This window comes from Saccharopolyspora hirsuta, from assembly GCF_008630535.1.
Lineage (GTDB): Bacteria > Actinomycetota > Actinomycetes > Mycobacteriales > Pseudonocardiaceae > Saccharopolyspora > Saccharopolyspora hirsuta.
On sequence record NZ_VWPH01000014.1, the window covers coordinates 171,568 to 182,647 of the forward strand.

General features: G+C 70.5%; 10 protein-coding genes and 1 tRNA gene. 6 read left to right on the forward strand and 5 right to left on the reverse strand.

Going from position 1 to position 11,080, the window contains the following annotated elements; translation table 11 throughout:
• Positions 1-17: 17 nt before the first annotated feature.
• From ettA to F1721_RS27555, 3 genes are all read right to left on the reverse strand, one after another.
• Positions 18-1,691 (reverse strand): energy-dependent translational throttle protein EttA, encoded by a 1,674-nt coding sequence (gene ettA / locus F1721_RS27545; protein ID WP_150069703.1) that lies wholly within the window; start codon positions 1,689-1,691, stop codon positions 18-20.
• 248 nt (positions 1,692-1,939) lie between these two features.
• On the reverse strand, positions 1,940-2,338 hold the full coding sequence (gene ssb / locus F1721_RS27550; protein ID WP_150069704.1) for a single-stranded DNA-binding protein: 399 nt from the start codon (positions 2,336-2,338) through the stop codon (positions 1,940-1,942).
• 155 nt (positions 2,339-2,493) lie between these two features.
• Positions 2,494-4,524, reverse strand: a complete 2,031-nt coding sequence (locus tag F1721_RS27555) for a bifunctional copper resistance protein CopD/cytochrome c oxidase assembly protein (RefSeq protein ID WP_425474422.1) — start codon at positions 4,522-4,524, stop codon at positions 2,494-2,496.
• 93 nt (positions 4,525-4,617) lie between these two features.
• Here F1721_RS27555 and F1721_RS27560 point away from each other — a divergent pair, with 93 nt between their 5' ends.
• The 3 genes from F1721_RS27560 to F1721_RS27570 all read left to right on the forward strand — a co-directional run bounded on the left by F1721_RS27560 (position 4,618) and on the right by F1721_RS27570 (position 5,991).
• Entirely contained in the window at positions 4,618-5,181 is a 564-nt protein-coding gene (locus F1721_RS27560) for a DUF3558 family protein (protein ID WP_246155344.1), read from the forward strand.
• 138 nt (positions 5,182-5,319) lie between these two features.
• A tRNA-Arg gene (locus tag F1721_RS27565) sits at positions 5,320-5,393 on the forward strand.
• A gap of 166 nt (positions 5,394-5,559) precedes the next feature.
• Positions 5,560-5,991 carry a PPOX class F420-dependent oxidoreductase gene (locus F1721_RS27570; RefSeq protein WP_150069706.1) on the forward strand — a complete coding sequence of 144 codons (432 nt, stop codon included), beginning with the start codon at positions 5,560-5,562 and terminating at the stop codon, positions 5,989-5,991.
• 57 nt (positions 5,992-6,048) lie between these two features.
• On the opposite strand, the gene F1721_RS27575 is transcribed toward F1721_RS27570, so the two are convergent.
• Together F1721_RS27575 and F1721_RS34605 are read right to left on the reverse strand one after the other, a co-directional pair.
• Positions 6,049-6,606, reverse strand: coding sequence for a dihydrofolate reductase family protein (locus tag F1721_RS27575; RefSeq protein WP_150069707.1), 558 nt, complete (start codon positions 6,604-6,606; stop codon positions 6,049-6,051).
• Between the two features lie 235 nt (positions 6,607-6,841).
• Positions 6,842-7,699: a hypothetical protein gene (locus F1721_RS34605; protein ID WP_170301621.1), complete on the reverse strand. Its 858-nt coding sequence runs from the start codon at positions 7,697-7,699 to the stop codon at positions 6,842-6,844.
• 112 nt (positions 7,700-7,811) lie between these two features.
• Between F1721_RS34605 and F1721_RS27590 the strand changes: the two genes are divergently transcribed.
• The 3 genes from F1721_RS27590 to F1721_RS27600 all read left to right on the forward strand — a co-directional run bounded on the left by F1721_RS27590 (position 7,812) and on the right by F1721_RS27600 (position 11,035).
• Entirely contained in the window at positions 7,812-8,900 is a 1,089-nt protein-coding gene (locus F1721_RS27590; RefSeq protein WP_170301622.1) for a sensor histidine kinase, read from the forward strand.
• The gene (locus F1721_RS27595) at positions 8,897-9,550 is read left to right on the forward strand and encodes a response regulator (RefSeq protein ID WP_150069711.1); all 654 of its coding nucleotides are present in this window, start codon (positions 8,897-8,899) and stop codon (positions 9,548-9,550) included. The genes F1721_RS27590 and F1721_RS27595 overlap by 4 nt, the downstream gene beginning before the upstream one ends.
• An 87-nt stretch (positions 9,551-9,637) precedes the next feature.
• The gene (locus F1721_RS27600; RefSeq protein ID WP_150069712.1) at positions 9,638-11,035 is read left to right on the forward strand and encodes an alpha/beta fold hydrolase; all 1,398 of its coding nucleotides are present in this window, start codon (positions 9,638-9,640) and stop codon (positions 11,033-11,035) included.
• Positions 11,036-11,080 lie beyond the last annotated feature (45 nt).

Sequence of the window (11,080 nt, forward strand, 5' to 3'; positions counted from 1 at the left end):
CGCCAAGGCGCCTCCGTTCAGCCCCGGGTCAGTTTGCGGTGCGTCACTCGGTGCGGACGGGCCGCTTCCGCGCCCAGCCTATCGATCTTGTTCTGCTCGTAGCCCTCGAAGTTGCCCTCGAACCAGAACCACTTCGCCGGGTTCTCCTCATCGCCCTCCCAGGCGAGGATGTGGGTGGCGACGCGGTCCAGGAACCAGCGGTCGTGGGAGATGACCACGGCGCAGCCGGGGAACTGCTCGAGCGCGTTCTCCAGCGAGCTGAGGGTCTCCACGTCCAGGTCGTTGGTCGGCTCGTCCAGCAGGATCAGGTTGCCGCCCTTCTTGAGCGTCAACGCCAGGTTCAGCCGGTTGCGCTCACCACCAGAGAGCACGCCCGCCGGCTTCTGCTGGTCCGGGCCCTTGAAGCCGAACGCGCTCACGTAAGCGCGCGACGGCATCTCGACCTGGCCGACCTGGATGTAGTCCAGCCCGTCGGAGACGACCTGCCACACGGTCTTCTCCGGGTCGATGTTCGCCCGGTTCTGGTCCACGTAGGACAGCTTGACGGTGTCGCCGATCTTGACCGTGCCCGAGTCCGGCTCCTCCAGACCCACGATGGTCTTGAACAGCGTCGTCTTGCCGACACCGTTCGGACCGATCACGCCCACGATGCCGTTGCGCGGCAGGGTGAACGACAGGTCGTCGATGAGCAGCTCGTCGAAGCCCTTCTTGAGGTTCTCCACCTCGACCACGACGTTGCCCATCCGCGGGCCCGGCGGGATCTGGATCTCCTCGAAGTCGAGCTTGCGGGTCTTCTCCGCCTCGGCGGCCATCTCCTCGTAGCGGTTCAACCGGGACCGCGACTTGGTCTGGCGGGCCTTGGCGTTGGAGCGGACCCACTCCAGCTCGTCCTTGAGGCGCTTCTGCAGCTTGGCGTCCCGCTTGCCCTGGACCGCCAGCCGCTCGGCCTTCTTCTCCAGGTACGTCGAGTAGTTGCCCTCGTACGGGAAGGTCCGACCGCGGTCCAGCTCCAGGATCCAGCCGGCGACGTTGTCCAGGAAGTACCGGTCGTGGGTCACGGCGAGCACGGCGCCCGGGTAGTTGGCGAGGAACTGCTCCAGCCACAGCACGCTCTCGGCGTCCAGGTGGTTGGTCGGCTCGTCGAGCAGCAGCAGGTCCGGCTTGCTCAGCAGCAGCTTGCACAGGGCGACCCGGCGGCGCTCACCACCGGAGAGGTTCTTGACCTCCGCGTCCGGCGGCGGGCACCGCAGCGCGTCCATCGCCTGCTCCAGCTGGGAGTCCAGCTCCCACGCGTCGGCGTGGTCCAGGTCCTCCTGGAGCTTGCCCATCTCCTCCATCAGCTCGTCGGAGTAGTCGGTCGCGAGCTGCTCGGCGATCTCGTTGAAGCGGTTGAGCTTCTGCTTGATCTCCCCGACGCCCTCCTCGACGTTGCCGAGGACCGTCTTCTCCTCGTTGAGCGGAGGTTCCTGCTGCATGATGCCGACCGTGTAGCCCGGCGACAGGAACGCTTCGCCGTTGTTCGGCTGGTCGAGTCCCGCCATGATGCGCAGCACGGTCGACTTGCCAGCCCCATTCGGCCCGACGACGCCGATCTTGGCGCCCGGGTAGAACTGGATCGTCGCGTTGTCGAGGATGACCTTGTCACCATGCGTCTTGCGCACGTTTTTCATGGTGTAAATGAACTCGGCCATACCCCGAATCGTAGTTGCGGCCCGTGTCGGCCCGCGCACGCGGTCCCCAAGCGGTGCCCGGTCGATCACTGTCCCGCCTCTCCGCGATTCGCACAGGTGGTCGTGTTCGCTGTTCGTCTGGCGGTTTCGAGGCTTCTTGTGGCTGAGTTGCGTCACGGTCCCCTGAGGTGCGGTTGAGATGTGTCCCAACCGCTCCCAAAGTCGCTCATCACTCCGCCTCGTCGGCATTCCTGCTCCGACAGCGGCGGTCAACCGCCAGGTGACGCAACGCCCGCGGGTGCCAGCGCCCGCACCTCGGCCTGGGGCGGTGGCTCCGCGCGCGCCAGGTCCAGCCCGACCGCGCTCGCCTCCACCTCGACGGCGGTGCGCCACTGCCCGCCCGACTCGTACTCGCGGGTGCGCAGCCGACCGGTGGCCACCACCGGATCGCCCTTGGTCAGCGCCCCGGCCACCCCGTCGGCGAGCCGCCGCCAGCAGTTCACCGTGGTGAGGAAGCGGTCGCCGTCGACCCACTGGGCGGTCCCCTGGTCGAACCGGCGCGAGGTGGCCGCCACCCGGAAGCTGACCAGCCGGTTGCCGCCCGCGGTCTCGCGTACGACCGGTTCCGTGATGACGTAGCCGACCACGGTCACCTGGGTCTCGAACATCTCCGTCGCCCTCCGTTCCGCGCAGCGCTCGACCGGCGCTGCTGCCTCGGGAATTCGCGGCCGGTCCTCCGGCCACCACCCGAGGTTGCCGGAAGATCGCCACTCAGCGCGACGGATTTACCACCCTCCGTGCGGATTCCGGCCGATCGGCCAGGTCAACTACTCCGCTGGTTGTCCTTCTCGGCGAGTCGTCTGAGCATCTCGTTGTAGGCGTTCAGCTCCGCGTCGCCGTCCGCATCGGCCTTCCGGTCGATCCTGCGCGCGGCGCGGTTGTCCGCCCGCGACCACTGGACCAGCAGCGCGAGCATCACCACCACCAGCGGGACCTCGCCGGACGCCCACGCCAGCCCGCCGCCCAGCCGCTGGTCGGCGAGCAGGTCGGTCATCCACCCCAGGTCGAGGCCGCGGTAGAAGTCCCCGCCGATCACGGTGGAGGACATCATCAGCGCGATCCCGAAGAAGGCGTGGAACGGCATGGAGGCGAAGACCAGCCCGACCTTGCCCATCGGCGGCAGCGGCCGCGGCGCCGGGTCCACGCCGATCACCGGCCAGTAGAAGATGTAGCCGACCAGCAGGAAGTGCGCGTTCATCGCCAGGTGCGCCCAGTGCTGCGTCAGCGCGACGTCGAACAGGCCGGTGAAGTACAGGGCGTAGAACGAGCCCACGAACAGCACCAGGGCGACGATCGGGTTGGTCAGCACCCGCGTGACCGGCGAGTGCACGAAGGCCAGCAGCCACTCCCGCGGCCCCGGCGGCTGCTCCTTGCCCGCGGGCTTGAACACCCGCAGCGCCAGCGACGTCGGACCGGCCAGCACCAGGAACACCGGCGCCAGCATGGACAGCAGCATGTGCTGGCCCATGTGCACGCTGAACACCGCGGGCGCGTACTTGCCGATCCCGGACGAGGTCGCCACCAGCAGCGTCGCGCAGCCGCACAGCCAGGCGATGGTCCGCCCGACCGGCCAGCTGTCGCCGCGCTGCCGCAACCGGCGCACGCCCAGCAGGTACAGCGCGGCCAAGGCCAGCGCGAGCGTGCCGTAGACCAGGTCGAACCGGCCGTCGAACAGCAGCCGGAACGCGGTCGGCGGCTCCGGCAGCGGGTAGCCGATCAGCAGCTCGGCCCGGTCCGGGATGTCCCTGGTCACCCCGTCCGGCGGCGGGGTGCGCCCGAGCGCGACGGCGATGCCGATCGTGGCGAACATGACCAGCGCCTCGACCGCGCCGAGGCGCAGCAGCGCGGCCACCCCGGCGCGCTCCTCGATGCGCTGCACCGCGCTGCGCCGCTGGAAGTAGCCGAAGACGCCGAGCACCACCAGAGCGGCGATCTTGAGCAGCATCAGCAGGCCGTAGGTGGTGGTGAACAGCTGCTCCGGGGTCATCCGCACGAACGCGTTGATCAACCCGGACAGCGCCATCGCCACCCACGACACCAGCGCGATCAGCGAGTACCGCCGCGCGACCACCGGCAGGTGCGCGCCCCGGCGGGCGGCGTGCGCCACCAGCGCGACCAGGCCGCCGACCCACAGCGCCGCGCCGAAGAGGTGGAACAGCAGGCTGTTGGTGGCGACGTCGTGCGAACCGCCGGAAGCGGAGTGACCGGTGGCGACCACCGGGAACAGGGCCAGCAGGCTCAGGCCGAAGGTGACCACCGTCCAGCCCCACGACAGCACGGTCCGGCAGGCCAGCACGACCACGAACGCGACGACCGCGGTGATCAGCCACGCCTTGGCCTGCTCCAGCGCGTCCACCAGGCCGAACAGGACCTCGGTGTTGAGCACGTCGCCGACCGGCCGCCCGGTGGCGTCAGCGGCGAGGAACGGCACCACCAGGACCGCACCCACGCACCACACGGCGGCCGCCCAGCCCGCCGTGCGGACCGCGGCGTACCCGTCCGCGGCCAGCGCTCCCGAGCGCTGCGCGGGGATGCAGAACGCGGCGAACAGCAGCGACCCGATGCACACGACCGCGCCGGATTCGGCGATCACCCGGACGACCGGCAACCCGTACTGCGTCAGCGGCCCCGGATCCGGCAACCCCAGCAGGGCGTAGGAAGCGCCTGCGGAGAGAGCGGTGAGCGCGGCGGCGACGATGGCCGCCAGCACTGCGGCGGTGACGATCAGCACGCCCACGGAGCTGGACGGGCCGCGCCGTGCCGGTTCGTTTTCCAGAGCGGTCTCGGGTGGCACAAACCGAGCGTAACCGCCGATTTGAATCATTCAGTTCGCAGGCCGCCCGGTCGACGCGTGATCTCCGACCGGGGCGACCGCTACGGTTACGCCGTGACCGTCGTCCGTCGCTGTGCGCTCATGGCGCCGATGCTGCTCCTGTGCACCGCCACCGCCTGTTCCCCGCCGGTGCCCGGCGAGCCGGTTCCGGCCGCCGGGTTCCGCGACGAACCGACGACGAGCTCCGCCGGTCAGACCAACGTCACGTCCCCGCGCGATGCGGCCGGGATCGACCCGTGCACCCTGCTGACCCCGCAGGACCTGGCGGCGCTCGGCGGCCCCGTGGGCCCGCCCCACCCGGACCAGCCGGTGCCGGGCGCGTGCTCCCACGCGCTGACCAGCGGACCGGAGAACGCCGCCGCGGCGGGCTTCTACGACCCGCTCCGGGTGGTCGCCGAGCGCCAGCCGCGCGGGGTGGCGGTCGAGGTCGAGGGCCGATCGGCGTGGCTGTACTGCGAACTGGTCGACGCGCACCAGACGTGCACGGCGGCCACCGAGCTCGGACCGGACCGCTCCCTGCTGACCATGCTGACCCTCCGGGACGCCTCCGCCGCGGACACCACCGACCACCTGTTCGGGTTGACCACGGCGGCGTTGCACCGCCTTCCCAAGTCCTGACCTGCGGTAACGTTCGCCGTTACGGTTCCGGTTGTCGATCAGCTTGCCGTTCGGTACCGGCTCGGCAACGGTGCGGCGTCGATGCCACGGGCCCGACCGCGTACCGCTACCCTGCATGCTTGCAGCTCAGCGGAACATGCCCCCATAGCTCAGCTGGATAGAGCAAAGGACTTCTAATCCTTAGGTCGCAGGTTCGAGTCCTGCTGGGGGCGCACGAGCGGTGGGGGTTGATCCACTTCGGATCAGCCCCCTTCTTCGTGCGCGGAACATCTCGTCGGTGAAGCGGGTTCCTGGGTGTGAACGTTCGGGTCTCGGCCGGGCGCGGCGACCGCTGCGGGGCGATGGTCGAGGCGTTGCGCACCTGCCAGGAGGGCGATCATGACCGCTTCCCCGTTCGATCCGCGCGAGTTGCTCGCGGAGAGCCGACTCGGCGTGCTCGCCACGATCAAGTCCAGCGGGCTGCCGCAGCTCTCCCCCGTCATGCCCTACTACGACCCGCAGGCCGAGGTCCTGCTCATCTCGACGTCGGAGGGGTTGGCCAAGACGGCGAACCTGCGCCGGGATCCGCGGGCCGCGCTGGAGGTCACCAGCTCCGACGGGTTGTCCTGGGCCACCGCCGAGGGTTCGGTGACGCTCACCGGGCCGGGCACCGATCCGCACGGGCCCGAGGTCGGGGCGCTGGTGGACTACTACCGGCGCGCCGCGGGCGAGCACCCGGACTGGGACGAGTACCGGTCGGTGATGGTGGCTGACCGGCGGGTGCTGATCACCATGGCTGTCGAGCGCGTCTACGGCGCCACCATCCGCTGAGCATCGCTCAGGCGAACGGGAGACCGCCCCTGGAAGCCCGCTGCACGCATCGACGACCTACCGAACGGCGTAGGTGAGCTGCACCATCCCGTTGCTGAAGCGGCGCTCCCGCTCCAGGGCGAGGTCGATGCGGAGCCCGTCCGGCAGGACCGGTGCGCCTCCTCCGACGACGACGGGGCAGATCAGGAGCTGGACCACGTCGACGAGGCCGAGCCGGAGGGCGCTGTGGGCCAGGGTCGGTCCTTCCACCGTCAGGTCCCCGGGCGCTTCCGACCGGGCCTGCTCCACCACCTCGGGCGTCAGCTCCCGCTCCAGCCTGGTGCGCTCCGTCCAGACCTCGGGGAGGGTGGCGGAGAAGACGATCTTCTGCGCGGCCTGCCAGGTGGCCGCGAACACCGCCGACTCCGGGGTTTGGGCGGCGAAGGCGGGGTCGGTCTCCCAGCCCGCCATCTCCTCGTAGATCCGCCGCCCGTAGAGGTAGGTGCTCACCTCGCCCATGTCCGCGTTGATCGCCGCGATGACCTCCTCGCCCGGGTAGGCCCAGGAGTAGTCGCCCTGGGCGTCGGTGTTGTAGCCGTCCAGCGAGGACACGACCGAGTAGATGATCCGGGACATCGACGAACCCCTTCCGCTCGAACCGAGGAACCTGCAGTGCAGACCACCGCGGCGGGCGAAGGTCATCGGTCGGGTCAGAACGAGTCGAGCGCGGCGTCCAGTTCGGCGAAGCGGGTGACCTCTCGCATGTTACTGGACGGTAGCACCGCTGGTCAGAAGAGCGGCGGGACGCACGAGGCGCGCAGCTCCCCGCGGATCGAGATCTGCCCGTCCCTCCCGGCCACGAACACCATGCTCAGCGTCGGCGAGCCCGGTCCGGTTTCGGCCGGGCGGTAGTCGACTTCCGCCCACCGGGCCGATCCGTCGACCGCCCCCTCCCGGACCTCGAACCGCCAGTCCGGCCCAGCGGCGGCGCGCAGCCGTTCGACGGTTCCGCCGATATCGCCCCGCACCTCCCAGCCGGTCGGCTCCCCGAGGGACTTGCTCCAGCCGAGCCCGTCCTCCCCCGGTCATCACGGCAGCTGGGCGGGTCGAACCGCTCCCAACCGATCGGCTCGAACGACGGCGCGGGAACTCCCGACGCCGCGGCGAACGAGTAGGCAGCGGCCCGCCCCTCCGCAACCCCGTCCTCCAGCGTGCGACGCTGCACTTCGGTCCACTGCGGACCGTTGAACTCCGCGCTGATCGGGGACCGTCCGTGGTCGTCGACCTTGCACGAGGTCTCCGAGACGACCTCGATGCTGAGCCCGCCGGGGCGGGGAAGCGCCCACAGCGCGAGGTCGGTGGATTCCGGGGCCCGGCTCCGCTCGTCCGGGCTGACGCTCACCAGCACCGCGCCGTCGGGCTCGCTCGGCGTGTAGGGCTGCCAGCCCGCACGCATGCCCGCCTCGATCAGCGCTTCTGACAGCTGCTTCGGATCGCCTTGCAGTTCGGCGGAAGCATGCCAGTACCACGGTTTGTGGATGTCGGCGATGCTCGACCGGCAGTCGGTGCCCTGGAACTCCACCTCGACGTGCGGGGCCACCGGGCGCAGCGCCGCGAGCACCTTGTCCTGGACCTGCGGTGGCACATCGGGCGGGATCAGGCCGCACCCGGCGACCAGCGCACCGACCAGCACCACGACTCCGACGCATTCTCCCCCAGCTGTTCCCATCGCGCCGATTCTCGCCCGGAATCGGCGCGTGCACTGGCGTTTTCGCGGGAAGTCGACCGCGTATCCCGTCCGGCAGATGTGCCCGGCTCGGGTCTTCGGCGATGCTGGCGGGATGCGTGATGTTGTGCGCTGGTGGCGGCGGCTGACCGATCGCACCCAGGACGTCCTGCTCGCGGCCCTGGCCGCTGCGGTCTCGCTCTGCCTGCCGCTGCTCGATGCCACCGCGGACATCGGTTCCCTCGGCCCGACGTGGGTGCTGCTCGTGCTCGGGGCTTGCGCGCCGCTGGCCTTCCGCCGCCGAGTCCCGCTGACCGCCGCAGCGGCTTCCGCAGGCGTGGTGAGCCTCGGCGTCGTGCTGGACCAGCCGCAGACCGGCGTGGTGGTGGCGCTGGCCACTATCGGCTCAGCCGCGTACCGCCGGGAGGGGCGTCGACTGGTGCTCGCCGTCGGCGCGATCATCTGGCTGCTGTTCAACATCGTGCTGGCCTACGAGCCGCTGCAGCCGCTGGACCTGCTCGCCGTCGCTGGCACCGCTGTCGCGCCCGTCGCGCTCGGGTACGCGCTGCGGTTGCAGAAGAGCCGCGCCGAGCAGCTGGCGCGGCTCCGAGAAGCGCAGGTCAGGCAGGCTTGGGCGGAGGAACGCGCCCAGCTCGCCCGCGACGTGCACGACGTCGTCGGGCACCACCTGAGCGCGATCCGGATGCAGGCCGTCGGGTCCCGCAAGGCGCTCGCGGGCGCCGACGCGGAGGCGGACCGCGCGCTGACCACCATCGCGGAGCTGTCCGGCGAAGCGCTGCAGGAGATCCGCCAGCTCCTGGACGACAACGAGGAACCACCCGACCTGAACGCGCTCGTGGCCAGGCTGCCCGGCCCGCGGATCAACCTGCACGGCACCCTGCCAGCAGATCTCCCCCGCGACGTCCGGCACTGCGCCTACCGCATCGTGCAGGAGGCGCTGACCAACGTGACCAGGCATTCCGGCGCCGAGGAGGCCGATGTGCGCGTCGAGGACGGCGAGGACGATCTGGTGATCACAGTGGACGACGATGGCGGCGGTGGTCCGCCCAACACCGATGGGCGCGGGTTGCGCGGCATGCGGGAGCGCGTGGAGTCCCTCGGCGGCAGCTTCGCCGCGGGGCCGCGCGATCCGCACGGCTGGCGGGTGCGCGCCCGGATCCCGACGCGCGGAGGAGCGGCATGACCAGGGTGCTGATCGCCGACGACCAGGCACCGACGCGCGACGGCCTCCGGATGCTGCTGACCGGAGAACCCGACATCGAGGTGATCGGCGCGGCGGTGGACGGGGCAGATCTCGTCGCGCTGGCCGAACGCCGCAAGCCCGACGTGGTGCTCACCGACATCCGCATGCCGCGCATGGACGGCCTGGCCGCGATCCGGCGGCTGATGTCGCTCACCCCGTGCCCGGCGGTCATCGCGCTGACCACGTTCGACCTGGACGAGTACCTGTTCGGCGCGCTGCAGGCGGGCGCGGTCGGCTTCCTGCTCAAGGACAGCGACCCGGCGCTGTTCGTCGAGGCCGTCCGGGCCGCGGAGCGCGGGCAGGGGCTGATCGACCCGCAGGTGACCCGCCGCCTGGTGCACCGCTTCGCGGCCACGTCGCCGCGACCGGCCACGGCGGAGCTCGACGAGCTGACCGCGCGGGAGCGGGAGGTGCTGGTCGAGCTCGCGCGCGGCCTCAGCAACGCGGAGATCGCCGGAGTCCTGCACATCGCCCCGGGCACGGTGAAGATCCACGTTGCGCGCATCCTCGCCAAGCTCGGCCTGGCCACCCGCGTCCAGGCGGTGATCTACGCGCACCGGCACGGTCTGGTCACGTGGGACGACGTGTGAAGATATGCCCCGAGGCAGATGTCCGATCCGATTGCCACACCTAGCTTTTCCTCCTGAACGGACCAGAACTGCTTGGGAGGAAAGGGAATGAAACGAATCGTTATCGCCGGTCTGGCAGCGCTCTGCTTGACCGGGTGCGCATCCGCGACGGCGGAGCAGCAGCTGGCGTGGGAACCGTGCGGTGGGCCGCCCGGCTACGAGTGCGCGTCCGTGGAGGTCCCGGTCGACTGGGACGCCCCGGACGGGGCGAAGACGTCGCTGCGAATAGCGCGGCTGCCCAGCACCGACCCGGCGCAGCGGTTGGGATCGGTGGTGTTCAACCCCGGTGGCCCCGGCGCATCCGGCATCGAGGACCTCGCGGCCGGTGCCGAGAACGTCACCGACCTGCGGACCCGCTTCGACGTGGTGACCTGGGAGCCCCGAGGCTCCTGGCCGACCTGGACCGGAGCGCAGCAGGAGGCCTGCGCCACGACCGGCCCGGAGTTCAGCTTCCCGCGCAACCAAGCCGAGTTCGACGCCAAGGCGGCGGAGAACGCGGCGGTGGCCGACCGCTGCCGCGAGCTCGCGCCCGAGCTCTACGCCAACATGGACTCCGCCTCGCACGCCCGAGACCTCGACGCTATCCGCGAAGCGCTCGGCGAGGACCAGCTGAACTACTTCGGCCAGTCCTACGGCGGCGTGATCGGAGCGTCCTACGCACGGCTGTTCCCGCAGAACGTGCGCACGATGTTCCTGGACAGCATCGTCAACCACACGGCCGACGACGCACGCGCGGACGAGTTGCGGGCGGCGGAGCGCACTGATCTGTTCAACCGCTTCGTGACCTGGTGCGATGAGACGGACAGCTGCAGCATGCACGGCCAGGACGTGCGCGCGGTCTGGCGGACCTTGCTCGCCGAGGCCGACCGCCACCCGATCCCGGTCGCGGGAACCGACCTCAGCTACAGCGCCTTCGACCTGGAGAACGCGATGCAGCCGTTCCTCAGCGTGGCCCGCTACGCCGAGCTGGACAAGGCGATCGCCGATGCCCGCAACGGCGACGCGACCGCGTTCACGCTGCCGTCCCAGGGCCGAAAGGCGTGGCACCCCAACGCCCTGCTGGCAACCCAGTGCGCCGACGGCTTCACCTACCGGACGTACGAGGAGTTCGAAGCCGCCGCAGACCGAGCGCGCCGCCTGGCTCCGGACTTCCCCCACGCGCTGCCCGGCCTGCAGACGACGTGCCTCGGCTGGCCGGAGGTCACCAACCCGCGAGGCCCGCTGAATGGCACCAACCTCCCGCCGATCCTCGGAGCGGCCGGAGCGAACGAACGCCTGACCACCCGCGAGGTGACCTCCCACGTCCCCGGCTCAACGGTGATCGAGTTCCCGGGCGTCCACCACGGCCTCTACATGTCGGCGGGCAACCGCTGCGTGATCGCCCACGCGAACCGCTACTTCACCGACGGAACACTGCCTCCGGAGGGCACGATCTGCGAAGCCTGACCTGATTCAGCAGAGCGGCCCGGGTGCTGAGGCATCCGGGCCGCT